This window comes from Streptomyces sp. PT12 (assembly GCF_003311645.1).
Lineage (GTDB): Bacteria > Actinomycetota > Actinomycetes > Streptomycetales > Streptomycetaceae > Streptomyces.
The window spans coordinates 49469-75617 of sequence record NZ_QEST01000282.1 but is presented as its reverse complement, the minus strand read 5'-3'; the positions used below and the strand labels follow the sequence as shown (position 1 = coordinate 75617).

Genomic DNA, 26149 nt, shown 5'->3' with positions numbered 1-26149 from the left:
CCGGCCTGACCATCAAACCTTAGCCAAAGGCGTCACCACGAGTTCAACCTCAGTAACGACGCTTCCGCGGAGAACCTCTCACGAGGCTTTCGATGCAACGCCTTCTTGATCCCCACCTGACGCCTCACGGACGCCCTTTCCCTCCCGCTCACCACGACAGTCTTCAGCTAACGCAGCGGAGGGCGGTTTGAAGCCTCCTCCCGAAAGGCGGCTCCGAAGGACCGAACATCCTTCATCTCCCGTGCAGCACCACACTCAACCGGCCGCTACCACCGCCGATCTCGCGCGTTCGTGGCACACAAGCCCCTGGTCGAGCGAGTGATCTTGGTCGTGAACTCATCTACCAGGAGCTTCACCTCTGTCCGGACCCCACCCCCACTCCAACACCGGCCCGCACCAGCCAGGTTGGAAAACGCTCACTGGTACTCCTAACCGAAAGGCTCTCCATCTAGTACGGGAAAGCCGTCACAACTGCACCATCGTTCACGACCACGCGTATACGGGTCAGCGCGCCTCCGCCGTTGTCACGACCCGCCCTCCCGACGGTGGTTCCGAAATCCCACTCATAGATCTGGCCGGGCCTCGCCTCCCCTGTAACGGGATCTGGCGTATTCGGCCGGGGAGTTCCCCGATTGATGGTGTCAGCTATCCTCTGACGAACGTCTCGCTCCCTACCGGTGAAGATCCCCGAGCCGCCATCCACGAGGAACCCCCTCTTTGGTGGATTTTCCTGATCCGGCCTTCCAGAGCGAGGAAGGTTAGGGCCTGGTCTGCGGCTTCAGCGTCGCCGCTGATCATGGCGATCACTTCGTCCACGGTGGCCGTTACCGGTCTCGTCGATGCGCGGATTAGCCCGGTTCTGCGCACCTCGACAGCGTGTGAATTCCCTCTCTGAACGACAGACTCCTGAGCACTCACCAAGAGGCCGTCATCCAATCGCCTCTACCGCAAACTTTCCGCAGATCAGGGAGTCCACTACTTCTTCGAGACCATTGAAATGCCGCCCATGACAAGGGAGAACATTCGGACCAGAGCCTTCCGGACATCCGGGTCTCTATCAAGCCGCTTCAACGATTCGTACCTCGCGGGGGCAAGATCGATCGTTGCAACTCCGCCAGCATCTCCGTCATCCACGGTCGAGAAAAGGAGAAGGCATCGGTAGGCCCGCACCACTCCCCCTCTCTCTTCACGCATCAGCGACTGAAGGACGACGCTTCCCTCCTTGACCTGGCTACGGAGCGCATCCACCGAGGTCCACCGAGTCGCCCAGCCTCGCTGCTCCGCCTCCAGTTGGATTTCGATCAGCGTATCGAAATCGATCTGACACACACGGAAGTCGGAGTCAGTCGCACGAATCACAGACATCGAAGCATCAGTCCTCACCCAAAATATCGATACGGATGGGCGTGTCTGGGTCGATACGTCCATCCTGGATTCTCCTTTGGAGTTCATCCCAACGATGATGCCCTCCAAGGATAGTTCCCCCACGAGAGACGGCTATCCCGTCCCCTTCCGCAGCGTTATTGATCGAATCCAGAAGCTCCTGGTCGCTCAATTCCTCGTGAAACCACTGCGACGCGGGATCCCGAGTTGACTGCCCCGGGGTGTATTTCTGAACGACATCACCAGCTGTCTCGGTACGTGTCGCCCATCCACACCTGCTGGAATTATGAACCAGTACCGGCGTGGCCCCCGCCAGCACATAGTACGTGTGGATGCCTTCGACGGTGAGGTTGTGGACCGTGGTCGCCGTCGTGGTGTGGGTGGTGGCGGTGACGGTTGTCTGGGTCCCGTCCTTGGTGAGGAGCGTGGTGCCCGGGGTGAGGTCGGCGGCTTCGAGCCACGCGCTCTGCGAAGGGGACCAGAAGGGGTGGCCGTCAGTAGCCGTGATCGTCGTAGAGGTGCCTTCGGTGGTGGCTACCGCAAGAGTGACCACGTTCTTGATGCCTGTGCCGGTGATCTCGGCAGTGACCGTTCTCGGTGAGGTCTCGCCGGTCTCGGGATCAGTGGCCATCACCACATCGCCGATCTCGACATCTTCGATCGGCAGTGCAGTGCCGTCGGCCAATAGGACGGAGGTGCCGTATGTGAAGCTGTTACAGCTGTCGGAACGACGCAGCAGCGCCGCGATTCCCGCTTCGAGCCCCGTCTTGGCCAGGCCGAAAGCAAGCTTCGCTTCGAAAGCGATATCAGTTACGGAGTCCAGGCAGGCCCCCCCGTCTCCTTCGGCTATGCACGTTGGCAAATCAATGAAGGGGATGAATGAAAGTCCGAACACCAGCCATCCGGGGGGAGCTTCGGGTATCCGCTGGGGGCCGTAGCAGTCCCAGCCGCAGCGGTACTCGGCCGTCGCCCGGCAGGCGGCGTCGCAATCATTGGGCGGAGTGGCGGCACACGGGCCGCCACAGCGGTACTCAGCTGCGGCCTGCTGGCCCTGCTGGCATCTCAGATCGCAGGATGACCCACCACCCCCGCCGCCAGAACCTCCTCCACCCCCGCCTCCCCCGCCGCTGGGCTTGCGGCCGGTCGGCTTGCCCTTGCCGTCGAAGTCACAGCCGTAGATCCAGCAGCCGTCCTGGATCAGGCCGGTGGGGTCCGCGAAGGCCAGGGGGTTGCTGCTGGCGTAGGTGTAACCGTGGAACTGCTGCGGGTTGGCCGGGTCCATCAGCGGGTCGAGGGAGATGAACCGGCCCAGCGCCGGGTCGTACTCCCGCGCCCCGAGGTGGGTCAAGCCGGTGCTCGGGTCCATCGTGCCGCCGACGAAGCCACGGGTACCGGGCCAGGCGCTCGGCACCTCGCCTCGCAGGTCACCGAAGGGGAGGGTGCGGCGCTGGGTGGGCTCCAACGTGGCCGCGTCGATGGAGAGTTGGCCCGTGCCATGGTGGTCGGCGACCGCGTACGAGACAGTGCCGTCGTCGGCGATCACGGCCGTGTGGCCGCCGCCCAGGTCGATGTAGCGGGTGGCCGTGACGGCGTCCTCGCCCTCGGGCAGGACGACTTCGGTGTGCCCGCCCAGATAGAGCGTGGTCTCGGTCGGCGTCCGGCCGATCAAGCGCTGGCCGTCCGCGTCGTAGAGGTACTCGGTCGTGGCGCCGTCGGCCTTTTCCACGTTCGCCAAGTGCCCCTCGGCGTCCCAGGTCAGCTCCTCCGTCTCACCACCGACCTGCCGGGTGCGGGTGTTCCCGCCCTCGTCATAGGTGAACTCCTCCAACGACCGTACGCCCGGCGCGTCCTGCGTGACCGAGCTGACGGTGTGCGGCTGCGGGGTGCCCGGCTCCGGGTAGGAGTAGGCGCGTTCGGTGTCCTGCTCGTGCAGGGTCTCCGTCAGCCGGTTGCCCACCAAGTCATAGGTATAGGAGTGCCAGTACGGAGCCGGGCCGCCCATCGCCCCGGCCGAGGGCGTCCCCGCGCAGGCCCCGGTCCCCTGCGCCCATGCCTCGGTGAGCCGCCGCAGATGGTCGTACTGGAAGCACTGCACGTCCGTGCCGGTGCGGGCGGTGTCGGCGATCGAGAGGATATTGCCGCTCTCGTCGTAACGGTAGGTCTCGGCACGGTCGAAGCCGGGCTGGTTCTCGCGCTGGACCCCCGTTTCGGACAGTCGCTGCGTGCCGCGCTCCCAGATGGCCCGGACCTCCGTGAAGGGAGTGTCCGCACCCTGGCTCAGCGTGAACAGCTGGGGCTTGCCGACGAAGTCGTAGCTGACATCGGCGTCGTAGTCGAGGCCGAATGTCTTGATCAGCCGGTGTGTGTCGTCGTAGCGGTAGGTCGGTCCCTCGCCGCTGAGCCCGCCCACCGCGTCGTAGCTCTGACTGCCGACGAGGCCGGTGAAGTCCAGGTAGTTCGTGGACGATTCGTAGGTCCCGGCGAGCGCGCCCTCCTCCTCCGGGATGGTGACGCGGCCACGGATCGCACGGTAGAGCGCGTCGTACTGGGTGACCTCGTTGGTGTAGGCGGCACCGTTGTGGTGGCGCACGCTTCTGGCCAGCTGTCCCTCGGCGCGCGACAGGGTGTCGTAGACCCATTCGGCGCGCAACGGGCCGGTGACGCTGTCCTCGCGCAGCTGGGTCCGGCGGCCGAGTCCGTCATAGACGTTGGCCAGCGTGATGCCGCGGGCGTTCGTCGTGGTGACCAGCTGCCCGCGGTCGTCGTAGGTGCTCTCGCTCGTCCCGGCGTCGGGGTCGGTGCCGGAGATCCGGCGGCCGAGCTGGTCGTAGGTGAACGTCCAGCTGTTCCCCGCCGGGTCGGTGACCTCTTCGAGCTGCCCGGCCGGGGTGTAGGCGTAGCGGGTGGTGTCGTAGCCGGTCGAGGGTGAACGCCCGTGATGCTGGCGCAGCTCGGTGGTCTGGCCGCGGGCGTCGGTCAACGTCGTTGTGGTGGTGGCGCCTTGAGGCGGAACGACGGTAGTGCGGTCTCCGTGGTGGCTCGTCTGCGTGGTGGCCAGGACGGTGGCGCCGTCGGTGTTGCCCTCCAGCTGCTGTGCCCGCGTCTCGCGGCCGAGGGTGTCGTGGGTGTAGCGGGTCTGGGTCTCGACGCTGAGCGCGTTCTCCGGCAGGAAGATGCTCTGGGTGGGGGCCTCTTCGGCGTAGTAGGTGGCGAACGCCCTGGTGACCAGGCCGCGTTCGTCGTGGAACGTGTCGGTCAGCAGCCGCCCTCCGTCGGGCCCCGGCGCCTGGGTCTGCCGGTCGCGGAGGAAGCCGTCCAGCAGGGCGTAGGAGACCAGATAGCCGCTGGTGTCGGGCGCGTAGGTCGCCACCGAGACCGGCTCGCCCTCCTCGATGCGGTAGGCGAAACGGTAGGTGGGGTCGTCGAGCGGGGCGCGGTCAGGGAGCCAGATGGCGGTGACGCGGCCGAGGGCGTCGTAACCGGTTACCGTGCTGCGGTTGTTGGTGTCGGCGACGCGCGTCGGCTGACCGCGCAGCGGGTCGAACGTGGTCGTGGTGACCTGAGTGGAGCTGGCGACATCCGGCCTGGCGCGGGGCGTCGTGACGGTGGAGGTGGTGGGGAACCCGGAGGTGGGGGTGAACGCGGTGGTGGTCGTACGGCCGTCGGTGCGGGCCTGCCGGGTCACGGTGCCGCCGGTCGCCGTGAGGTTCGCGGTCAGATCGGTCGCGGTCAACGGCCTGCCGTAGCGGTCGAAGGTGGCACCGGACTCCAGATAGGTCGCGGTGGTGCCGTTGTGGTCCTTCAGAACCGCGGTGGCGGTGCGGTTGCCCTCGGTGGGAACGGCCCCGTGTGCACGGCCGTCATAGGCGTAACGCTCGTCGCTGATGACATCGGTCGAACGGTCGGGCGTGGCATCGCAGTTGACGCTCACCGTCTCGGCACGGGACGACAAGCCCAGCAGGTTGGCCTCGGCGTTCGTCAAGTAGGTCGTGCGGGTGCAGCGGTCGTCGGCGTCGGTGGAGATGTCGGCGAGGTCGTTGGTCTCCGTGAGCCGCCCGGCGACGGTGTCGAAGGTGTTGTCCGTGCGCGTGGTCCGCCACTCCTCCCCCGCCCCGTCGTCCAGGGAGACCCAGGTGGTGGTGCGGGCCGTGCCGGTCAAGTCAGAAGTGACGGTGCCCCAGTCGCGCTCGTCGCTGGCGGTCTCGTGGTGCCAGGGCCGGTTGACGGTCTTCTCCAGGATCCGGCCGTCGACGCCGTCGTAGCGCGCGGTGCGGTAGGCGAAGCCTTCCGTGGCACGGTGGTCGGTGATGGCCTCGCCCTCACCCGAAGGCAGGGCGACGGAAACGGACTTGGTGCCACCGCTCTCGTCGCGCCGGTCGCCGTGCATGCCGCGCAGGAACCAGGTGTCCTCCTGGCTGATCACGGCGTCGCTGCCCTCGCCGCCGGTCATGACTCGGACGTGGCTGTAGCCGCGCCACTGGGACCAGGTCTTCTCGTCGTCGGGCACCAGGCCGTTGTCGTCGTCGAAGTGCCAGGCTGCGTCGCCGAGATAGGAGTAGCGGGTGACCTGCTCCGGCGACCCGCCGGTGCGGTCGGTGGCGATGACCGCGTCGACCACGTACTTGTTGAACCACTCGAGGTCCGGTTCGATGTCGACGCCGCCGCCGAGGTATTGGGGGAAGCAGCGGGTGGTGTTGGTCTCGGGAGTGGGGAGTGCTGAGGCGTCGCATGCCTCGCCGGAGTACTCCACGTCGAGCTGTCCGCCGTGCTCGTCGGCCACGGAAGAGAGGCGTTCCTTGACGAACGGGGCGTAGCCGTCGCCCACTTCGTCCAGGCGGTTGGCGCGCTGGGTGTAGGCGAACGTCGTCTTCGGCAGCGTCACAGCGGGGGACGCGGAGCGGCCGGTGCGCTGGATGCCGTCGAGCAGCAGCTGGTAGTCGACGTCGGCGCTGCCCCAACGGTGGTCGAACGCCCAGGAGTCGACGTCATGGTAGCCGCTTGCGGTGAGGACCTGGCTGGTCACACCGGTGAGGCGGTGGCGGGTCCAGAAGGTGGGCGAGAAGCGTCCGGCGTCGCAGTCCTCGTCGGCGTCGCAGTTGAGGTCCCACGGGGTGTCATACCAGTACAGCTCGTTGTCGTCGATCGCGGAGGCGGCGCAGTCCACGCCGTTCTGCGGCAGGCAGCGTGAGGTGCCGCTGAAGTCGACGCGGGCCAGGGCCTGGGCGCTGTACACGGTGTCGTCGCGCAGGCCGTATTCGATGCGGTCGAGCGTTCCGCCGCGCGTGTAGCGGGCGTTGTCGGTCTCGTCGAGGAACCGGCCGTAGGAGTTGGTCTCGGCGTCGTAGTAGTAGGCGACGGCATTGCCGCGGACGTCGACGACGTAGTCGAGGTTCCAGCGCCACGCCTGGACGCAGGAGGACGCGACGACCGAGGAGGCGTGGCAGGGCTCGCCGGAGTCATTGCCGTAGACCGGGGTGGTCCAAGTGGAGTCGGTCGCCTCGTCGCCCGGCTCCCAGCCGGGCAGCCGGTGGTAGCCGAAGTAGTAGCGGGTGCCCTCCGGGGAAGTCAGCTCCCAGTACTCGTTGTCGTTGTCGCCATTGGCCCGCGCGCTCGATGTCAGCCTGCGAATGCGGGTGCCGTCGTCCCGCTGGAACTTCCACTCATCGTCCCCAGCCGGGACCAGCTCACCCGCCTGGCCGTTGAAGGAGATAAAGGCGTTGTCGTACTCCCAGCACAGGTCGCCGACTTCGCCTCCGTCCTCGTTCTCCACGCCCTCCTCGGCACAGGACTGGTAGCGGCGCTCGATGTAGCCGGGCCACAGCTCGAAGCCGTCGCCGACCCAGGATGCCTGGTTGTTGGTGCCGCCTGTCTGGCCGTCGATGGATCCCGAGGAGTACGAGAGGCCGACGCTCGGCAGGAGGCTGCCCGGCACATCGGGCATCGGCATCTCGTAGGACCAGGCGAAGTCGCCAGTGTTGAGGCCGACATCCCAGGTGGACGAGGCCGTCAGCTCGGTCGCGGTGTAGTCGCTTTCCATGCTTTCGTCGTCGGCGACGGCGGCGAGCAACAGCGTTTCGGAGGCGCCGAGTTCGACCCCCGGCGCGGTGAGGGTCTGTTCTTCGGCGTCATTCTCGGATGGCAGCGGCACCGAGGCGCGGCACTCCGGGTCGTCCGGGGTTTCGAGGGCGCATGCGGGCAACTGCCGGAAGGTCAGGCGCGATCCGAAGCCGCCGCCAAACGCACCGGCGAACTCGACGTAGTCCAGGCTTACTTCGAGCGTGCCGGTCCGCGACCCCGGCTGGGGTTCGATACTCAGCAGCACGCCGTTGACCCCCGCCGCCTCGGTGGCCTCCCGGTCCAGGACACGTACCTGCGCGGCCAGTTGCGGCGAGCCGGAAGCGGCCGGGGCGATCCGGACGGGCAGGTCACCGGCGGGCTGGGCCTCTCGGACCCTGGCTCCCGCCGTCAACTCGACGGTAGCTGTGCCCGGATCGGGCCAGTCCGCCCTGGGCGCCTCCTGGGGCACCCGGGGTCCGTCCTCGACCGTGCGCGGAAGGACGTCGAGCCCGTCGCTCCCCGGAACGGGCTGCCCGCTTTCCGCCTCGTCGGACCCTCCGGTGTCCTGAGCCGCCGAGGGAGGTGACGAGGTGGTCTGGAGCAGTGACGTGACCATGAGTGCCGCCAGGACCAGCACTAGGCGGGCGCGCCACGTCGTCGCGATACGTCGGTACGTTCTGCCGCTCATCGGCGTTCTCAATCCCTGCGTGAGGTGGGACGGGGGAAGGTGACGCGATGTCGTGCTCGCTCAGCGCGGGTTGGGGATCTCGGTGGGGATGTCGCTCCACTGGCCCGAGAGCCAGGCGATCTGGTCCCCGTTCAGCGCGCCCTTGAAGGCCCACAGGTCGTCGACGGAGCCCGGCCAGTACTCGTCCCACGCGCCCGCCGTACGGGTCCTGCCCACCTGGAGGGAGTGTCCGGCGCGGAACGACAGGACGTTGTCGCTCCAGGAGGCACCGCCGCAGTCGGCGGGGGCACCCTCGTCGGGGCACGCGTCTTCGACCCGCAGCCCGTTGACGTAGAGCTCGATCTCGCGGCGAAAGCCGTCGTAGACGACCGCCACATGATTCCAGTCGAGCGCGTCGTAGTACCGAGGGTTGGCCACGCGGACGACGGTGGCTCCGGCCGCGTCCCCGTCAGGGACGGTGATCTCCCACTGGCCCCAGCCCGGTTCGGCCTCTGCCGGGACGAAGCGGACCGCGAACGCGCTGTGATGCGTCCCGGCGGCGCTGAACAGGGTGACGCCTTCCTCGGGGACGGCCGCCGCCTGGACCCAGCCTCCGACCGTGAAGCTCGCGGTCGTGTCCACGGGCACGGTGACCGTCTCCGCGTGGTCGTCCACGCCGTCGAGCACCAAGGCTCCCGTGTCGATCCAGCCCGGACCGACGGCGGCGTCGCCGCGCATCGTCAGCGGGTTGTTCGCTTCCGACGCATCAGGGGTGAGTACCGGGGCGGTGCCGGTCGTCCCGTCGAACTGCCAGCGGGCGGCGACCTGCGGACGTTGGGCGTAGAGCTGCGCGACCTCCTCGGCCGAGACGACCCGGTCATAGAAGCGGACGTCGTCGAGCGCCCCGTCCATGTGGTTGCGGATGCCGTCGGGGTACTCCGAGGCACCGAGCATGACCGGGCCCGTGGCGTCCCAACGGTGGTCGTACGGCTGGGACCCGGCGAACTGACCGTTCACATACAGCTCAAGGCGCCGCGCGTCCATGTCGTGTACGCCCACCACATGGGTCCAGGTCCCGAGTCCGAGTGCGGGACAGTTCGTTGCGCCATCCGTGCAGGGGTTGTCGACCACCTCGACGTTGGTGCTGTCGGGCCCCGGTGCGGTGGCGCGCATGAACGACCAGCCGCCGCCGTTGGGTCGGTGGTAGAGCGAGAACCCCCGGCCCGACGCGCCCCCTTGTGTGGTGGCCGTCATGTACCGGTTCTCCTTGTCGGCGGGCAGCCAGGCCCAGAGCGAGACGGCGAACGACTGGAAAGTGTCCAGCACCGGCTGGCTGGTGAGCGCGTAGCCCGACTCGCCATCGAATGAGACGGCGTCGCCCTGGACACCGGCGATCCCGGTTTCGGCGCCGCCGTGGAGCTGAGCCTCGGTCCGCTGGCTCCGGCCGTCGACGGAGACCGCGTCCGCCGCCTCGTCGAGCGCCCAGATGGCGGTGGCGGGGCGCCCGCCGCTGGTCAGCTCGGCGTGCGTGTGCAGCTGGGCGACCTGGGCGTCGTTCAGCCAGTAGTCGTAGAAGCGCACCTCGTCGAGACCGCCCGCAAAGAAGTCGCTTCCGCCCGAGGTGCCGCTCAGTGAGGCGCCGAGCCCGGTGGCGCCACGCGCCTCCCAGGGAACGCCGACCCACGGCACGTCGTCCACGCGCTCGCCATCGACGTAGAGCACAAGCTCCTGGTCGGCGTTGTTGAAGACGGCGGCCGGGTGCGGTTCCGTTCTCGGGATCGGGTTCGCGCGGCCCGCGTGCACGTCGGCGTAGGAGTAGCGAGGCAGCGCCGGACGTTCGCGAGGGTCGGTGAGGTCGACGATGTGACTGAAGGACTGGGCGGTATGCCGCCAGCGGTGCGCCGACTCACGCAGGGCGTCGGCCGTCTGCCGCGCCCCCTCGTCGAGCGGGGGCTGGTCCTCGGCCAGGAGCAGCAGCGTTCGCCCGGTGAGCAGGTGGGCCAGCCAGAATCACCGCCCGCCTCGCCGAGCGTGGTGGCGTTCTGCTCCGAGCCTGACGGCAACGACCCAGATCTGTCCCACGCATGTCCCACACGCGCTGGTCAGCACACGAAATCCGGTGGGACAGAGTGGGACATAGGGCGCATTGCGCCCGCGGGGTGTTCGTCGGAACGAGAACGGCCCCCGGCTGCGTATCCGCAGATCAGAGGCCGTTTCACCAGGGTGGCGGCGCCAGGATTCGAACCTGGGAAGGCTGAGCCGGCAGATTTACAGTCTGCTCCCTTTGGCCACTCGGGCACACCGCCTGGCAACGGACCAAACGATACCCGATGCTGGGGGGTGGTCCGCCACCGGGTTGTGCGGGGTGGATCGCCGTTGTGGGTGGCTAGGCTGTGCGCCGACCCTGCCCGATTCGCTACGCGTGAGGAGCCTGACACACCATGGCTGACTCAAGTTTCGACATCGTCTCGAAGGTCGACCGGCAGGAGGTCGACAACGCCCTCAACCAGGCGGCCAAGGAGATCTCGCAGCGCTACGACTTCCGCGGCGTCGGCGCCCAGATCGCGTGGTCGGGCGAGCGGATCGAGATCCGGGCCAACGCCGAGGAGCGGGCGAAGGCGGTGCTCGACATCTTCCAGTCCAAGCTGGTCAAGCGCGGGATCTCGCTGAAGGCGCTGGATTCGGGGGAGCCGCAGGCGTCGGGGAAGGAGTACCGGTTGTACTCCACCGTGAAGGAGGGCATCTCCACCGAGGATGCCAAGAAGGTCGCCAAGCTGATCAGGGACGAGGGCCCGAAGGGCGTGAAGGCCCAGGTGCAGGGCGACGAACTCCGGGTCACCTCGAAGAGCAGGGACGCGTTGCAGGAGGTCCAGAAGCTGGTGCGGGAGAAGGACTTCGACTTCGCGGTTCAGTTCGTGAACTACCGCTGAAGCCACCGCCGAGATCCGGAGCCCTCGTGTCCGTCATGCGCAATCTTCGCAAGGCCGCCCAGGCGGCGGGGGAACGGCGAGGCCGCCCCGTCGGTGACGGCCCTTCGGGAGGCAGGGTCGATCTGTCGCATCCGGGGCGTTCGCCGTTGGGCAACGCCGTCGTCAACTGCGCGATCTACCGGGACGGGGTGCGCCAGCACGCCGCGATAGGGCCCGACGAGGCCATCTCCCATGTGCGCAAGCGGCCGGGCGGCTTCGTGTGGGTCGGGCTGCACGAGCCGGGCGAGGAGGAGTTCTCGGGGGTGGCCGAGCTGTTCGGGCTACACCCGCTGGCGGTGGAGGACGCCGTTCACGCGCATCAGCGGCCGAAGCTCGAGCTGTATGACGAGACGCTGTTCATGGTGCTCAAGACGGTCAGGTACGTCGAGCACGACCGGCTGACGTCGACAAGCGAGGTGGTGGACACCGGCGAGATCATGGTGTTCGTCGGCAAGGACTTCGTGGTGACCGTGCGGCATGGCGGGCACGGGTCGCTGGGGCCGCTGAGGGAGCGGCTCGAGGCGCATCCCGAGCACCTGGCCAAGGGCCCTTCGGCCGTGCTGCACGCGATCGCCGACCAGGTGGTGGACCACTATCTCGACGTCGCGGGCGCGGTGCGCGACGACATCGACGAGGTGGAGGCGTCGGTCTTCGCGGACACCAGGGGACGGCGGGCCGACCCAGGGCAGATCTACCAGCTCAAGCGGGAGCTGCTCGAGCTGAAGCGGGCGGTGGCGCCGCTCGACCGGCCGTTGCAGCAGCTGACCGAGGCCGGGCTGCCGATGGTCGACCAGGACATCAGGCGGTACTTCCGGGACGTCTCCGACCATCTGACCCGGGTCTCGGACCAGGTGTCGGGCTACGACTTCCTGATCGACTCGATTCTTCAGGCCAATCTGGCGCAGGTGACGGTGGCGCAGAACGAGGACATGCGGAAGATCACCGCGTGGGCCGCCATCATCGCCGTGCCGACCATGGTGTGCGGGGTGTACGGGATGAACTTCCAGTACATGCCCGAACTGCACTGGCGGTTCGGCTACCCGCTGGTGATCGGCGTGATCCTGACCGCCTGCTCCCTGCTGTACCGGGGGTTCCGCCGCAACGGCTGGCTCTGAGACAACGAGATGACGAAAGTAAGACGGTCTGTTACCGAAGGGCAGGTCCGCCTGCTCAGGGTAATTGCCTAGGCTTGGCTTCGTGGATAACGCGATCATCGAGGCGATCGAAGGCTTTGTCGCCACGCCGTGGGTGTACGTGGCGCTCTTCGCCATCGCGAAGCTGGACGCGTTCTTTCCCGTGGTGCCCAGCGAGACCTTGGTGGTCACCCTCGGGGTCTTCGCCGCGGCGGACGGCGGTCCCAACGGCAATCCCAACCTCTTTCTCATCATCGCCGTGGCGGCCCTGGGCGCCTTCACCGGTGATCACATTTCGTACTACATAGGCCGGAAATCCGGCACACGTATCTATTCCCGCCTAAAGCAGGGCAGTCGCACCCAACGCGCCTATGACCAGGTGGGCGAGATACTCAGGAAGCGGGGTGGGGTGGTCCTGATCATCGCCCGGTACATTCCCGGTGGCCGCACGGCGGCGACCCTGACGACGGGGGCCACGAAGTATCCCCTCAAGTACTTCTCGCGGTATGACGCGATCGCCGCGCTCAGCTGGGCCGTCTACTCGGCGGGCATCGGGTACATCGGCGGCACGGCCTTCGAGGACAACCCCCTGCTCGGGGTCGGCGTCGGCCTCGGCCTGGCGCTGACCATCGCGCTCCTCCACGAGGGCTTCCGGATGCTGCGCGAGCGGCGCTCCCGGAAGGGGAAGGGCACCGGGCCCGCCGCCGAGCAAGCCGCCGAATAGGCCCTGAATAGGTCGCCGAATAGGCCATCACGAGGTAGGCCGACAGGGGTGGGGCGGGGTAGGAGCGAGCGCGGAGGTCTGGGGTGCGCTGAACGCGGGGGAGAGAAAAGGGACTTCGGGGTGAGGCGGTGCCCGGGGACGATCAGCCAGTGGTGGCAGCCGCCGGGACCGGGCCGGTCGCGGTCCCGTGAGGCGTCGTCGCCGGGGCTGCATCGGGGGCGGGCTGCCGTTCAGCCGTGGGGCGAGGGCGTGGGGATCGGCGACTGTGAAAGCGGCCGTGGTGACGGCCGTGGCGTTCCCGCCGATCGAGTGACCGGCCTTCCGATGCGGCGCGGGGCGGTCGCTCGGTATGGCGCCGCGCGGGACCTCACGGGCCGTTCCGGGCCGGGTCCTGCCGTGCCGGGGCGTGCCGTTCCGGGCCGGGCCATACCGGGCAGGGCCATACCGGGCAGGGCTGTGCCGGGTCGTGCCGGGCAGGGCTGTGCCGGGCCGCGCCGGGCCGCGCCGTGCAGGGCAGCGCCCTCGGGGCCGGGAATGTCGTGGCGACCGCATGGCCGTGGCTGGTCAGCTCCTCGGCGAGCTCCTCGGCCAGCGGGGTCGGCGGCGGGCGGGCGGCCCCTCGGGTGCCAAGGGGGTGGCGCGCCCCGGCTCGACCAGGCGCGGCGCATCCCGGCCAACGGCCCACGGGCCACCGGGGCGCGCCAGCCCGAGCGCGGTGGCGAGCGCCGCGGTGAACGGGGCGGTGAACGGGGCGAGCAGCAGGAGGGGCAGGGCGGTGGCGAGGGCGGCGGCGCGTCGCCAGGGGGTCGGCGGCTGGATCATGCCACCGACGGTAGGGAAGGGCGGGGGTGCCCGACCACTGCCGTTCGGCGGGCGTTGCCCTGACGAAAGTAAGATTCTCCGCCCTTGAGACGCCTCTCCGTGAGGGCTCGTTCAGTAGGTGCCGGTCCAGCGGTAGCTGGGGTATGCCTGGGCCGTGGGCACGATCTCCCGCCCCAGCGGCATCAGCGAGACCGGCACCATCTTGAAGTGGGCCAGCCCGAACGGGATGCCGATGATCGTCACGCAGAAGCTGATCCCCGCGAGGATGTGGCCGATGGCGAGCCAGATCCCGGCGACGATGAGCCAGATGATGTTCCCGATGCCGGAGGCCGCTCCCGCGTCATGGCGCTCGGTGACCCGGTATCCAAAAGGCCAGAGCGCGAACCCGGCTATCCGGAAGCAGGCGATCCCGAAGGGGATGGTCACGATGAGGATGAAGCAGATGATCCCCGCGAGCGCGTAGCCCAGAGCTATCCAGAGGCCGGAGAAGATGAGCCAGATCACATTGAGAAGCGTCTTCACCCCTCAAGCATGACCGGGCCGGGCGCCATCTCGCATCCCGCGCGACCGAGCCGGAACGCGCCCGGAACGCGCCCGGGGCCGAACGGTGACACCCCCGAGGCCCCCGCCCTCCCCCGGCGAACGGATCGCCGCGGACGAACGGGCCGCCGCGGCCTCTCAGGACCGGCCGCCGCGGACGAACGGGCCGCCGCGGCCTCTCAGGACCGGCCGCCGCGGGCGAACGGGCCGCCGCGGCCCTCAGGACCGGCCGCCGCCCGCCATCCGCTCCAGGCGGGTGATGCGCTCGGCCATCGGCGGGTGCGTCGAGAACATGCGGGCCAGGCTCTCGCCCCTCCGGAAGGGGTTCGCGATCATCATGTGGCTCGCCGTCTCCAGCTGCGGCTCGGGCCGCAGCGGCCGCCGCTGGGTGCCCTCCTCCAGCTTCCGCAGCGCGCTCGCGAGCGCCAGCGGGTCCCCGGTGAGCTGCGCCCCCGACGCGTCCGCCTCGAACTCGCGCGAGCGGCTCACCGCCAGCTGGATCAGCGACGCCGCGATCGGCCCCAGGATCAGGATGAACAGCATCCCAAAGACGCCGGGCCCGCCCTCGTCGTCGTCGCGCCCGATGGGGATGAACCAGGCGAAGTTCACCAGGAACATGATCACGGAGGCCATGGCGCCCGCGACCGACGAGATCAGGATGTCGCGGTTGTACACGTGGCTCAGCTCGTGCCCGATCACGCCGCGCAGCTCCCGCTCGTCGAGCAGCCTGAGGATGCCCTCGGTGCAGCACACCGCGGCGTTCCTGGGGTTCCGCCCGGTGGCGAAGGCGTTCGGCGCCTCGGTCGGCGAGATGTACAGGCGCGGCATGGGCTGGCGCGCCTGCCCGGCCAGCTCGCGGACCATCCGGTACAGCGCGGGCGCCTCGAACTCGCTGACGGGCCGCGCGCGCATGGAGCGGAGGGCGAGCTTGTCGCTGTTCCAGTAGGCGTAGCCGTTGGTCGCGAGCGCGATCACCAGCGCGACGATCAGGCCCATCCGGCCGAAGAAGCTGCCGATGACCAGGATCAACGCGGACATGCCGCCCAGCAGTGCGGCAGTCCTCAGTCCGTTGTGCCGGCGGTGCACGGTGTGCCCTCCAGGTAGCGCAGTGTGGGGGTGCCCGGATGGACCCGGATGTCGGAGTTTCTCCACTTACAGTGGACACTCCCGATGTGCACAACGCCATACGAGGGAATTCCGTTCCCCGGTCAGGCAGACCCCTGCCACACCGCGTCTACAGGAAGGTGCCCGACGTGAAGGTGAGGATGATCTGCGGAGCACCGGAGAGGATCGCGCCCGCGGCCGCCGTCAGCGCGATCACCCCGGTCAGCGGCGCCGCGGGGCGCGAGCCCACCCGCGACGCGCCCCCCGGCGCGGCCCGGAACAGCACCGCCGTCCAGCGCAGGTAGTAGAAGAGTGCGATCGCCACGTTGAGCGCCATCACCACCGCGAGCGCCCCGAGCCCCGCGTCCACCGCCGACTCGAAGACCGCGACCTTGGCGAACAGCCCGATCACGCCGGGCGGCAGCCCCGCGAGGCACAGCAGGAAGAACGCGAGCGCGAGCGCCGCGAACGGCTGCCGCGCCCACAACCCCCCGTAGTCCGCGATCCGGTGGGCCCTGGCGTGCCGCGCCACGTGGGCGGCGACGGCGAACGCGCCCAGGTTCACGGCCCCGTACATCAGCGCGTAGGCGACCGCCGCGCCGACCGCGCCCTCGTCCGTGTACGCGGCGGCGGCGAGCGGCACCAGCAGATAGCCCGCCTGCCCGACCGACGACCAGGCGAGCAGCCGTAGCGCGCTGTGCGGCGCCTCGGGGTCGGTGCGCAGGGCGGCGGCGTTGCCCGCGGTCATGGTCAGCCCGGCGAGCACCGCGAGGGCGGGGCCCCACAGGTCGCCATGCCCGGGGAACGCCCCGCTGGTGACCAGCGCGAGCCCGGCGAGCCCCGCCGTCTTGCCGACCACCGACAGATACGCGGCGACCGGCAGCGGGGCGCCCAGATAGGTCTCGGGCACCCAGAAGTGGAACGGCACCGCCGCCACCTTGAACGCGAACGCCACGAGCGTCAGCACCACGCCCGCCTCGGCGAGCGTGGCGAGCCGGGGGTCGGCCGCTGGCAGCTGTTCGGCGATCTCGGCCAGGTGGAGGCTGCCCGCGCCCGCGTACACAAAGCTGATCCCGAGCAGCCCCACCGCGGTCGCGGTGACCGAGGCGAGGAAGAACTTGAGCGCGGCCTCGGGCCCGGCGTTCCGCACGGGCGCGCCCGCCCGCCGCAGCCCCACCAGGGCATACGCGGGCAGCGTGGTCACCTCGAGGGCGATCACCAGCGTGGCCAGGTCGCGCGCCGCGGGCAGCAGCGCGGCGCCCGACGCGGAGCAGAGCAGCAGGAACCAGAACTCCCCGCTGGGCGGCGCCTGTTCGCCGTCCACGCGCCCGTCCACGCGCCCGTCCGCGCCCTTGTTGTCGCGTTCCCCCGAGCCCGGCAGCGAGAGCAGGGCAGCGAGGAACGCCCCGGCCAGCACGAGCAGTTGGACGATCACGGCGAAACGGTCGGCGCTGTAGGAGCAGAGCCCCGCGTCGCCCGGCAGGCAGAACGTGGCGCGGTCGCCGTCGCGCAGCGGCACGAGCGCGAGCGCGGCGAGCGCCAGGCCGCCCACCGCGAGCCAGCCGAGGACCGCCTTGCGCGCGGCGGGCAGGAAGAGGTCGGTGACGAGCACGGCCACGGCGGCGACGGCGGCGATCAGGGGCGGGGCGATGACGGCCCACTCGACGGATTGGATGAGGTTCATCGGACGGCTCCCGGCAGGAGGTGCTGCACGGCGGGATCGGTCAGGTCGAGCAGCACCGCGGGCCAGAGACCGGCCAACAGCGTGAGCGCCACCAGGGGCGCGAAGGCGGCGTACTCATGCGCGCGCAGATCGGGCAACGCGCCGCCCCCCGCGCCGCCCACGCCCCCCGCGCTTCCCGGGCCCCCCACGCTCCCCGCGCCCTCCCCCGGCGCGTCCCCCATGCACACGCGCCGCACCACGAGCAGCAGATACGCGGCCGTGAGCAGCGTGCCGAACGCCGCGACCGCCGTATAGGTGAGGAACGCGGGCCTGCTGAGCCCGTCGGCCGGGTGGAACGCGCCGAGCAGCGCGAGGAGTTCGCCCCAGAAGCCCGCGAGCCCCGGCAGCCCGAGCGACGCGACGGCGGCGAACGCCAGCAGCCCGCCGAACCGAGGCGTCCGCCCGTAGAGCGCCGCCCCGGCGCCCTCCGCGCCCCCCGCGAGCCGGTCGATGTCGGTCGATCCCGTGCGCTCCTTCAGCGCCCCCACCAGGAAGAACAGCAGCCCGGTGATGAGCCCGTGGGCGACGTTCGCGAAGAGCGCCCCGTTGACCCCCGTCGCGGTCAGGGTGGATATGCCGAGCAGGACGAAGCCCATGTGCCCCACGGACGAGTACGCGATCAGCCGCTTGAGGTCGCCGCCCGCGCCCCGCCGCACCTGCGCGAGGCACGCGAGCGACCCGTAGACGATCCCGGTCACGGCGAACGCGCCGAGGTAGGGCGCGAAGGTCTCCATCCCCTCGGGCGCCATCGGCAGGGCTATCCGCACCAGGCCGTAGGTGCCCATCTTCAGCAGCACCCCGGCGAGCAGCACCGAGCCCGCGGTCGGCGCCGCGGTGTGCGCGTCGGGCAGCCAGCTGTGCAGCGGCCACATCGGCGTCTTGACCGCGAGCCCGAGCCCGATGGCCAGCACGGCCACGACCTGCGTGGCGTGGCTGAGCCCCGCGCCGTTGGCCTCGGCGAGCGCCACCATGTCGAACGTGCCGCCGCGCACGCCGATCAGCAGCAGCCCGAGCAGCATCACCACCGAGCCGGTCACCGTGAACAGCACGAAGCGCCACGCCGCCGCCTCGCGGCCCGCGCCGCCCCAGCGCGCGATGAGGAAGTACATCGGCACGAGGACCATCTCGAACGCCAGAAAGAACAGCACGAGATCGAGCACGGCGAACGTCGCGAGCGTGCCCGCCTCGAGCAGCAGCATCAGCGCGGTGAACGCCGCGGGCCTCGGCCCCTCGGGCGGCCTGGCCAGCGTGTACAGCGCGCACAGGAACGTCAGCAGCGCGGTCAGCGCCACGAGCGGCAGCGAGATCCCGTCCACGCCGAAGTGCAGCCGCACGCCGAGCGCCGGTATCCAGGGCACGTCGCTCTCGGCCTGCACCGCCGCGGGGTCGTCGTGGTCGAACGCGGCCGCGAGCACGAGCGCTCCCGCCAGGACCGCGCCCGTGACCGCGACGCCCGTCCAGGCCGGGACGCGGGGCAGCAGCACCGCGGCGGCGCCGAGCAGCGGGAGCGCGATGAGCGCGACGAGGAGCACCTGTGTCGTGGTGTCGTTCAGCGTGATCATCGGTCAGTCTCCGGCGGCGGCGAGGACGGCGGCGACGGCCAGGATCAGGGCTCCTGAGGCCATCACGCTGAGATAGGTCTGCACGTTGCCCGTCTGTGCGCGCCGGGTGAGCGCGCCGAGCAGCCCCGGCGCGCCCGCGGCGCCGCGCACATAGGTCTCGACGACGGCGGCGTCGAGGAAGCGGACCAGCCGGGCCGCGGCGCGCACGGGCCGCACGAACGCCGCCGCGTAGAGCGCGTCGAGGCGGAAGCCCGCCCGCGCTGGCCCGTGCAGCGGGCCGAGCAGGCTGGGCGCGGGGTCGACGGGGCCCTCGCCCTCGTAGGCGCGGCGCCATGCGGCGTAGGTGACGACCCCGCCGAGCAGCGCGGCGCCCGTGGCCAGCACGGAGGTGGTGAGCGTGGGGGCGAGGTCGCCGTCGTCGAACCACTCGGGCAGCACCCGGTAGCCGAGGCCGAGCACCACGGTGGGCACGGCCAACAGCCAGAGGACGGCGGAGAGTTGAGGCCCGGCCTGGTGCCCTGGCGGGACCGGCTCTGTGCGGGCGGCGACCGGGTCGTGGAAGGCGACGAGCCACAGCCGCGCCGCGTAGGCGGCGGTCAGCAGCGCGGCGGCGAGGCCCGCGGTGAGCACGATCCAGCCCGCGGCGGCGGGGATGCCGTGCTCGGGGTCGAACGCGGCGTGCTCGGCCGCGCCGATGACGGCCTCCTTGGAGAAGAAGCCGGAGAACGGGGGTATCGCGGCCAGCGCGAGCAGCCCGAGCGTCATCGTCCAGTAGGCGTCGGTCGCCCGGCCCTTGAGCCCGCGCATGCGCGACATGGCGGCGAGCGACCCGGTGCCCGCGGTGTGGATCAGCACGCCCGCGGCCAGGAAGAGCAGCGCCTTGAACGCGCCGTGCGTGAGCAGGTGGAACACGGCGGCCTCGCGGTCGGCGACGGCCAGGGCGCCGGTCATGAAGCCGAGTTGGCCGATGGTCGACCAGGCGAGCACGCGCTTGACGTCGTCCTGGGCGAGGGCGGCGAGCGCGGAGCCGAGCATGGTGAGCGCGGCGACGGCCGCGAGGACCACGAGCGCGGCGGCCGACGACGCGAAGACGGGCAGCAGCCTGGCGACGAAGTAGACGCCGGCGGCGACCATCGTCGCGGCGTGGATCAGCGCGGAGACGGGCGTGGGGCCCGCCATCGCGTCGGGCAGCCAGGTGTGCAGCGGCACCTGGGCCGACTTGCCCGCCACCCCGGCGAGCAGGAGCAGCGCGATCAGCGTGGGGTGGTCGAGCGCGGTGGGCGACAGGGTGGAGGTGAGCCCCGCGACGATGTCGCTGATCCGGAACGTCCCCGCGTCGGCGGCGAGCGCCAGGATGCCGATGACGAACGGCACATCGCCCAGCTTGGTGACCAGGAACGCCTTGATGGAGGCGGCCCGCGCCGCTGGCGTCTCCCAGTGGTGGCCGACCAGGAAGTAGGAGCAGATGCCCATGGTCTCCCAGCCGACCAGGAGCACCACGAGGTCGTCGGTGTAGACGACGAGCAGCATGGCGGCGGTGAAGAGGGAGACCAGCGCGGCGTACGAGGGGTAGCGGGGGTCGTCGCGGAGGTAGCCGGTGGAGTAGATCTGGACGCACGAGGCGACGACGGCGACCAGCACGGCCACCAGCACGGCGAACCCGTCGAGGTGCAGGGCGAGTTCGATCGGCAGCGCGTCGTTGCCCGTGGGCGCGAGCCGCGTGGCCGCCTCGACGGGGTCGCCGCCGCTGAGCCGAGCCGCGACCAGGACGGCGAACGCCGCCGCGGCGAGCGTGGGCAGCACGGCGAGCGGCCTCACGAAGCCGGGGGCGCGGCGCCCGCCGAGCAGGATGAGCGCCGCCGCGGCGAAGGGCAGCAGCGGAACGAGAACGGCCGCTGTCGTGGTGTTCAAGAACACTCCTCGTGCACTTCTCGCTCAGTTGGGCGCTGTTTTCGGCGCTGTCTCGGTCGCCGTCTCGGACTCGGACTCGGACTCGGACTCGGTCTGGGACTCGGTCGCTGAACGGTCGTCCTCGGTCCCAGAACGGTCGTCCTCGGTCGGGTGGCCGCCCGCGCCCTCTCCCGCACCCTCTCCCGCGCCCTCGCGCAGCCCGGTCAGCCGGTCCACCGCGGAGACGCCACGTTCGCGGTACACGAGCAGGACGATGGCCAGGCCGATGCCGATCTCCGCGGCGGAGAGGGCGATCAGGAAGAGCGTGAAGACCTGTCCCGAGTGGACGCTGTCGCGTAGCCACACGTCGAACGCGACGAGGTTGAGGCTCACGGCGGCCAGCATCAGCTCGACCGACATCAGCAGCAGGATGGCGTTCCTGCGGGCCAGCACGCCGTAGACGCCGACGCTGAACAGCAGCGCGGACAGCACGGCCGGGTAGACGAGATGCATCAGGAGCCCCCGTTCCCCTGGCCGTTGCCGCGCCGTCTTGAGAGCACGATGGCGCCGACCAGCGCCGCGAGCAGCAGCACGGACAGCGCCTCGAAGGGCAGCACCCACACGCGGAAGAGGCTGTCGCCGATCTGGTCGGACGTGCCGTGCGGGGTCTCCAGGTCGATCCAGGCGGTGCGGAAGGCGTCCACCACGAGCGTCACCAGCGTGGCGGCCGAGGCGAGGGACACGACGAGCGCGACCGGTCTGTTCCGGCTGTCCGCGTCGGGCGAGGGGCCGATGGGCGCCCTGGTGAGCATCAGGCCGAACAGCAGCAGCACCACGACCGAGCCCAGGTAGATCAGCACCTGCACCCAGGCGACGAACTCGGCGGTCAGCAGCAGGTACTGGACGGCGAGGCCGCCGAGCGCGACGACGAGCCACAGCGCGGCGTGCACCAGCTGCCTGCTGGTGACGCACAGCACCGCGGCGCCGAGTATGACGAGCCCGGTCAGGATGAAGACGATCTCCTGGCCCGAGGGCGAGAGATAGCCGTTGCCGCCGCTCACACGCCCTCCCGCCGCGCGGCCTCGCGCTCGGCCGCCGCGCGCTCGGCCGCCTTGCGCGCCGCGGCGACCTCCTTGGGCTCGTCGCCCGAGGGGTCGAGCGGCGGCGGCTCGGGCACGGTCCACATCCACTCCCGCAGCCGGTCCCGCTCATGGGTCAGGTCGTGGATGTCGGTCTCCGCGTACTCGAACTCCGGTGACCAGAAAAGGGCATCGAACGGGCAGACCTCGACACAGATCCCGCAGTACATGCACAGCGAGAAGTCGATGGCGAACCGGTCGAGAACGTTTCTGCTCCGCTCCCGCCCCCCTGGCGCGGCGGGCGGCAGGGTCTCCTTGTGCGAGTCGATGTAGATGCACCAGTCGGGGCACTCGCGGGCGCACAGCATGCACACCGTGCAGTTCTCCTCGAACAGCGCGATCACGCCCCGGCTGCGCGGCGGCAGCTCGGGCTGATGCTCGGGGTACTGCCGGGTGACCGCACGCCGCGTCATCGCGCGGAAGGTGACGGCAAGGCCCTTGGCGAGCCCGGATCCCAGGCTCACGACATCACCACCCTGAGGGTTCCGGTGAGCGCGATCTGGGCCAGCGCCAGCGGGACGAGCACGGTCCAGGCGAACTTCTGGATCTGGTCGGCGCGCAGCCGCGGCCACGCCACCCGCGCCCAGATCACCAGGAAGCACAGCGCGGCGGTCTTCAGCAGCGTCCACAGCCAGCCGAGCTGGTCGGCGAAGGGCCCGTGCCAGCCGCCGAGGAAGAGCACGGCGGTGAGCGCCGAGAGCACCACGATGCCCGCGTACTCGGCGAGCAGGAAGAACGCGAACCGCAGCCCCGAGTACTCGGTGTACGCGCCGAAGACGATCTCCTCGGCGGCGATCGGCGCGTCGAACGGCGGGCGTTGCAGCTCGGCCAGGCCCGCGGTGAAGAAGACGAACGCGCCCACGAGCTGCCAGGGCACCCACCACCAGCTGAACTCGTCCAGGATGCCGGTCAGGCTCAGGGTGCCCGCGGCCATGGCGACCGAGGCGGCGGACAGCAGCAGCGGCAGCTCGTACGCCATCAGCTGCGCGGCGGTGCGCAGCCCCCCGAGGAGCGAGTACTTGTTGCCCGAGGCCCAGCCGCCCATGAGCGAGCCGAGCACCCCGACGCCCAGCACGGCGAGCACGAAGAACACCCCGGCGTCGATGACCTGGCCGACCATGCCGTCGGGCCCGAGCGGGATGGCGATCAGCACCACGAGATAGGGGATCAGCGCGACGGCGGGCGCGAGCTGGAAGACGCGGCGGTCGGCGCCCGCCGGGACCGTGTCCTCCTTCTGCGCGAACTTCACGCCGTCGGCGACCAGTTGGGCCCAGCCATGGAAGCCGCCCGCGTGCATCGGGCCGACGCGGCCCTGCATGTGCGCCATCACCTTGTGCTCGCCCTGGCCCACCAGGAGCGGCAGCAGCAGGAACGCCATCAGCACGGCGAGCACCCGCGCGGCGATGTCGAACGCGTCCATCAGCGTTCGCCCCCCTCGTCCGCCGCGCGGTCGCGCCGGGGCGCGCGCCGCTCGGCGCGCGCGGGCGCGCCCGCCGCACGGGCCCGGCGCGCGGGCGCGGGGGGCAACTGCCCCTTGAGCGGCCCCCACTCGTTCGGGTCGGGCACCCCAGGCGGCAGCATCTGGCGGCGCTTGGGCCCGCCGTGCTCCGACTCCCCCGGCTCCTTGGCGCCGGGCCACGCCTTGACGACGCGGGAGGCCAGCACGAAGTCCTTGCGCAGCGGATGGCCTTCGAACGCCTCGGGCAGCAGCAGCGGCGTCAGCCCCGGGTGCCCGGGGAAGTCGACGCCGAACATCTCGTGCGTCTCGCGCTCGTGCCACGCCGCGCCCGCGTACACGCCGGTCGCCGTCGGCAGCGCGGGCGCCTCGTGCGGCACGGTCGTCCGCAGCAGCAGGCGGCGCGGCGGGGCGCCGACGGCCACCACGTGCGCGCACACCAAAAAGCCCGTGCCCGGCTCGTCCACCGCGCTCAGCCAGTCGAAGAAGGCGCAGCCGAGCCGGTCGCGCGCGGCGGTCAGGGCCGCCGTCCACGACGCCGCGGGGACGTCGACCGTCAGCACGCCGTACGCCTCGGCGGCCTCGGCGCCCTCGCCGAACAGCTCGCCCGGCTCGTCGGGCAGCCAGCCGACCGTCACCGGGTGCCTCCCTCGGGGGCGACAAGCCCGCTGGTCAGCGCGGCGGGAGAGGCGTAACGCCCGGGCAGCGACTCGTTCGCGATCTTCTCCTGGAGCGTAAGGATGCCCTGGAGCAGCGCCTCGGGGCGCGGCGGGCAGCCCGGCACATAGACGTCGACGGGGATGATCTGGTCGACGCCCTTGGTGACCGTGTAGGAATCCCAGTAGGGGCCGCCGCAGTTGGAGCAGGCGCCGAACGAGATCACATACTTGGGCTCGGGCATCTGCTCGTAGAGCCGCTTCACCGCGGGCGCCATCTTGTCGGTGACCGTGCCCGAGACCACCATCAGGTCGGCCTGCCTCGGCCCGGGCGCGAACGGGATCACGCCGAGCCTGATGAAGTCGTGGCGCGCCATCGAGGCCGCGATGAACTCGATCGCGCAGCACGCGAGGCCGAAGTTGAACACCCACAGGCTGTAGCAGCGGCCCCAGTTGAGCACGACCTTCATCGGCTCGGGAGCCAGCCGCGCCAGCGGCCCGAGCGCGGGCCCGGGGGGCCGCGCGGGTCTCACGTCCATGTCAGAACGCCCTTCTTCCAGGCGTAGAGCAGCCCGACGGTCAGGAAGCCGAGGAAGACGAACATCTCCACCAGCGTCGTCCCGCCGAACCCGTCGGCGGCGAACACCGTGGCCCAGGGGAAGAGGAAGACCGAGTCCACGGCGAAGATCACATACAGGAACGCGTACACGTAGTACCGCACCTGGGTGTGCGCCCAGCCCTCGCCCACGGGGTCGACGCCGCACTCGTAGGTGAGCAGCTTCTCCTCGGTGAGCACCGTGGGCCGCAGCAGCGCGTTGGCGCCGAACGCGACCGTGACAAACAGCACACCGACCACCGCGACCAGTCCGACGACCGCGTAGCCGTGGAAGAAGTCGGGCACGGGGGCCTCCGTCGGAACCGGGCGAACGAGGGGCGGGGTGCGGGTGCGGTACGACTGCACGGGAGTCTAGGGGGTGCCGCGCCCGTTGTGACCCTCGTGCCCAGCCGGAACTGGTGGGGATAGCCCTACCCCCGTTCACCGACCCACCCCATGGCGACCACCATCGGCGCGCGGCACCCTTGAGCCCATGACCAGCAGCACCTCGCCGGGGCGCACCGGGCCGCTGCCGCCGCCCAGGGGGCCACTCGACCGCCGGACGTGGCGGGAGGTCGGCTATCTGCTGTCCAGTTGGCCGCTGGCCCTGGCGACGTTCCTCTATGTCGTCGTGTGGCTGTGGACGGGGGCGTTCCTCTCGCTCACGGTGATCGGCCTCCCGGTGCTCGCCGTCGGCCTGTCGGGGCTCCGCCGCCTGGGCGCCTGGGAGCGAGCCCGCGCCAGGTGGCTCCTCGACGTGCGCGTGGACGAGCCGAGCGCGCTGCACCGGGGCCGCGGCGGCGAGTTCTTCGCGTGGCTGTGGTCGGCCCTGAAGGACCCGGTGGGCTGGCGCACGGCGCTGTTCTTCGTCGTGCGGCTGCCGCTGTCCACGCTGACGTTCTGGCTGACGTTCGCCCTGCTCACCACGGCGCTGTGGCCCGCGCTGCCGTGGGTCGCCCGCTGGTTCACCCAGGTCGACCGGGCGCTGGTGACGGGCCTGCTGGCGCCCTCGGACGAGCTGGAGCGGCGCATCGCGGAGCTTGAGAGCGACAGGACCGTCGTGGTGGACGCCTCCGCCGCCGATCTGCGGCGGATCGAGCGCGACCTGCACGACGGGGCACAGGCCCGCCTCGTCGCCCTCGCCATGGACCTCGGCCTCGCCAGGGAGAAGCTCACCGAAGACCCCCAGGCAGCGGCCCGCATGGTCGACGAGGCCCACGGCGAAGTGAAGCTCGCCCTCCAGGAGCTGCGCGACCTCGCCCGCGGCATCCACCCCGCCATCCTCACCGACCGCGGCCTCGGCCCCGCGCTCTCCGCCGTCGCCTCCCGCTGCACCGTCCCCGTGCGGGTCACCGCCGAGCTGCCGACCCGGCCCGCGCCCGCGATCGAGGGCATCGCCTACTACGTCGTCTCCGAGCTGCTCCAGAACATCAGCAAGCACAGCGCCGCACGGCACGCCGACGTCGAGTGCTGGCGTTCGAAGGAACGCCTGATGCTCCAGGTCACCGACGACGGCCGAGGCGGCGCCGACGCGACCGCGGGCTCGGGCCTTGCGGGCCTGGCCGAACGCCTCGCCGCCGTCGACGGCGTCCTGGTCGTCGTCTCCCCGCCTGGCGGCCCGACCACCATCACCGCGGAACTGCCCTGGCGGGACCGCACCACGCGCGCGCACGGCGCGCACAGCGCGAAGAACGCGCACAGCGCGAAAGGGGCACCCCGTTGACTTCCT

General features: G+C 70.5%; 19 protein-coding genes, 1 tRNA gene and 1 pseudogene. 4 read left to right on the top strand and 17 right to left on the bottom strand.

Features of this window, described 5'->3' with window-relative positions:
* Window positions 1–975 precede the first annotated feature (975 nt).
* The 4 genes from DEH69_RS30290 to DEH69_RS30275 all read right to left on the bottom strand — a co-directional run bounded on the left by DEH69_RS30290 (window position 976) and on the right by DEH69_RS30275 (window position 10413).
* Window positions 976–1365, bottom strand: coding sequence for a hypothetical protein (locus DEH69_RS30290; RefSeq protein ID WP_113690198.1), 390 nt, complete (start codon window positions 1363–1365; stop codon window positions 976–978).
* Window positions 1366–1372: 7 nt separating this feature from the next.
* On the bottom strand, window positions 1373–8128 hold the full coding sequence (locus DEH69_RS30285) for a polymorphic toxin-type HINT domain-containing protein (RefSeq protein ID WP_113690197.1): 6756 nt from the start codon (window positions 8126–8128) through the stop codon (window positions 1373–1375).
* Between the two features lie 60 nt (window positions 8129–8188).
* Entirely contained in the window at window positions 8189–9910 is a 1722-nt protein-coding gene (locus DEH69_RS30280) for a LamG-like jellyroll fold domain-containing protein (RefSeq protein WP_113690196.1), read from the bottom strand.
* A gap of 421 nt (window positions 9911–10331) precedes the next feature.
* Window positions 10332–10413 (bottom strand) — tRNA-Tyr (locus DEH69_RS30275).
* A 135-nt stretch (window positions 10414–10548) separates the two neighbouring features.
* On the opposite strand from DEH69_RS30275, the gene DEH69_RS30270 reads away from it, so the two are divergent.
* From DEH69_RS30270 to DEH69_RS33270, 3 genes are all read left to right on the top strand, one after another.
* Complete coding sequence (locus DEH69_RS30270) at window positions 10549–11037, top strand: YajQ family cyclic di-GMP-binding protein (RefSeq protein WP_113690195.1); 489 nt, start codon at window positions 10549–10551, stop codon at window positions 11035–11037.
* A 26-nt stretch (window positions 11038–11063) separates the two neighbouring features.
* The gene (gene corA / locus DEH69_RS30265) at window positions 11064–12191 is read left to right on the top strand and encodes a magnesium/cobalt transporter CorA (protein WP_258535073.1); all 1128 of its coding nucleotides are present in this window, start codon (window positions 11064–11066) and stop codon (window positions 12189–12191) included.
* 82 nt (window positions 12192–12273) lie between these two features.
* The gene (locus DEH69_RS33270) at window positions 12274–12933 is read left to right on the top strand and encodes a DedA family protein (protein WP_113690194.1); all 660 of its coding nucleotides are present in this window, start codon (window positions 12274–12276) and stop codon (window positions 12931–12933) included.
* Between the two features lie 564 nt (window positions 12934–13497).
* Here DEH69_RS33270 and DEH69_RS33265 read toward each other — a convergent pair.
* From DEH69_RS33265 to DEH69_RS30195, 13 genes and pseudogenes are all read right to left on the bottom strand, one after another.
* Window positions 13498–13755 carry a hypothetical protein gene (locus tag DEH69_RS33265; protein ID WP_113690193.1) on the bottom strand — a complete coding sequence of 86 codons (258 nt, stop codon included), beginning with the start codon at window positions 13753–13755 and terminating at the stop codon, window positions 13498–13500.
* Between the two features lie 111 nt (window positions 13756–13866).
* Window positions 13867–14277, bottom strand: coding sequence for a YccF domain-containing protein (locus DEH69_RS30250; RefSeq protein ID WP_113690192.1), 411 nt, complete (start codon window positions 14275–14277; stop codon window positions 13867–13869).
* 237 nt (window positions 14278–14514) lie between these two features.
* Entirely contained in the window at window positions 14515–15381 is an 867-nt protein-coding gene (htpX, locus tag DEH69_RS30245; RefSeq protein ID WP_113690191.1) for a zinc metalloprotease HtpX, read from the bottom strand.
* A 148-nt stretch (window positions 15382–15529) separates the two neighbouring features.
* Window positions 15530–17083, bottom strand: a complete 1554-nt coding sequence (locus DEH69_RS30240; RefSeq protein ID WP_113690190.1) for an NADH-quinone oxidoreductase subunit N — start codon at window positions 17081–17083, stop codon at window positions 15530–15532.
* Window positions 17080–18684, bottom strand: coding sequence for a NuoM family protein (locus tag DEH69_RS30235; RefSeq protein ID WP_113690189.1), 1605 nt, complete (start codon window positions 18682–18684; stop codon window positions 17080–17082). Before DEH69_RS30235 ends, DEH69_RS30240 begins: the two co-directional genes overlap by 4 nt.
* 3 nt (window positions 18685–18687) lie before the next feature.
* Window positions 18688–20595 (bottom strand): NADH-quinone oxidoreductase subunit L, encoded by a 1908-nt coding sequence (locus DEH69_RS30230; RefSeq protein WP_113690188.1) that lies wholly within the window; start codon window positions 20593–20595, stop codon window positions 18688–18690.
* A gap of 24 nt (window positions 20596–20619) precedes the next feature.
* Window positions 20620–21087: an NADH-quinone oxidoreductase subunit NuoK gene (gene nuoK / locus DEH69_RS30225; RefSeq protein WP_113690187.1), complete on the bottom strand. Its 468-nt coding sequence runs from the start codon at window positions 21085–21087 to the stop codon at window positions 20620–20622.
* A complete protein-coding gene (locus tag DEH69_RS30220) occupies window positions 21087–21635 on the bottom strand; it encodes an NADH-quinone oxidoreductase subunit J (protein WP_113690186.1) in 549 nt (182 codons plus the stop codon). Before DEH69_RS30220 ends, nuoK begins: the two co-directional genes overlap by 1 nt.
* Window positions 21632–22126 (bottom strand): 4Fe-4S binding protein, encoded by a 495-nt coding sequence (locus DEH69_RS30215; protein ID WP_113690207.1) that lies wholly within the window; start codon window positions 22124–22126, stop codon window positions 21632–21634. Before DEH69_RS30215 ends, DEH69_RS30220 begins: the two co-directional genes overlap by 4 nt.
* A gap of 47 nt (window positions 22127–22173) precedes the next feature.
* The gene (locus tag DEH69_RS30210; protein ID WP_181727673.1) at window positions 22174–23133 is read right to left on the bottom strand and encodes a complex I subunit 1 family protein; all 960 of its coding nucleotides are present in this window, start codon (window positions 23131–23133) and stop codon (window positions 22174–22176) included.
* A gap of 71 nt (window positions 23134–23204) precedes the next feature.
* A pseudogene (locus DEH69_RS30205) lies at window positions 23205–23807 on the bottom strand (NADH-quinone oxidoreductase subunit C); the annotation flags it as partial.
* A complete protein-coding gene (locus tag DEH69_RS30200; RefSeq protein WP_113690185.1) occupies window positions 23804–24364 on the bottom strand; it encodes an NADH-quinone oxidoreductase subunit B in 561 nt (186 codons plus the stop codon). The pseudogene DEH69_RS30205 and the gene DEH69_RS30200, both read right to left, overlap by 4 nt.
* The gene (locus tag DEH69_RS30195; protein WP_113690184.1) at window positions 24355–24726 is read right to left on the bottom strand and encodes an NADH-quinone oxidoreductase subunit A; all 372 of its coding nucleotides are present in this window, start codon (window positions 24724–24726) and stop codon (window positions 24355–24357) included. Before DEH69_RS30195 ends, DEH69_RS30200 begins: the two co-directional genes overlap by 10 nt.
* Window positions 24727–24913: 187 nt before the next feature.
* On the opposite strand from DEH69_RS30195, the gene DEH69_RS30190 reads away from it, so the two are divergent.
* Window positions 24914–26143, top strand: a complete 1230-nt coding sequence (locus DEH69_RS30190) for a sensor domain-containing protein (RefSeq protein ID WP_113690183.1) — start codon at window positions 24914–24916, stop codon at window positions 26141–26143.
* The last annotated feature ends 6 nt before the right edge of the window (window positions 26144–26149 follow it).

What these genes read in the sequence shown, in the direction of transcription:
- DEH69_RS30290 (WP_113690198.1), bottom strand. Translation starts at nt 1,365, where the DNA reads ATGTCTGTGATTCGTGCGACTGACTCCGACTTCCGTGTGTGTCAGATC.
- DEH69_RS30285 (WP_113690197.1), bottom strand. Translation starts at nt 8,128, where the DNA reads ATGAGCGGCAGAACGTACCGACGTATCGCGACGACGTGGCGCGCCCGC.
- DEH69_RS30270 (WP_113690195.1), top strand. Translation starts at nt 10,549, where the DNA reads ATGGCTGACTCAAGTTTCGACATCGTCTCGAAGGTCGACCGGCAGGAG.
- DEH69_RS33265 (WP_113690193.1), bottom strand. Translation starts at nt 13,755, where the DNA reads ATGATCCAGCCGCCGACCCCCTGGCGACGCGCCGCCGCCCTCGCCACC.
- DEH69_RS30240 (WP_113690190.1), bottom strand. Translation starts at nt 17,083, where the DNA reads ATGAACCTCATCCAATCCGTCGAGTGGGCCGTCATCGCCCCGCCCCTG.
- DEH69_RS30235 (WP_113690189.1), bottom strand. Translation starts at nt 18,684, where the DNA reads ATGATCACGCTGAACGACACCACGACACAGGTGCTCCTCGTCGCGCTC.
- nuoK (WP_113690187.1), bottom strand. Translation starts at nt 21,087, where the DNA reads ATGCATCTCGTCTACCCGGCCGTGCTGTCCGCGCTGCTGTTCAGCGTC.
- DEH69_RS30215 (WP_113690207.1), bottom strand. Translation starts at nt 22,126, where the DNA reads ATGACGCGGCGTGCGGTCACCCGGCAGTACCCCGAGCATCAGCCCGAG.
- DEH69_RS30210 (WP_181727673.1), bottom strand. Translation starts at nt 23,133, where the DNA reads ATGGACGCGTTCGACATCGCCGCGCGGGTGCTCGCCGTGCTGATGGCG.
- DEH69_RS30200 (WP_113690185.1), bottom strand. Translation starts at nt 24,364, where the DNA reads ATGGACGTGAGACCCGCGCGGCCCCCCGGGCCCGCGCTCGGGCCGCTG.
- DEH69_RS30190 (WP_113690183.1), top strand. Translation starts at nt 24,914, where the DNA reads ATGACCAGCAGCACCTCGCCGGGGCGCACCGGGCCGCTGCCGCCGCCC.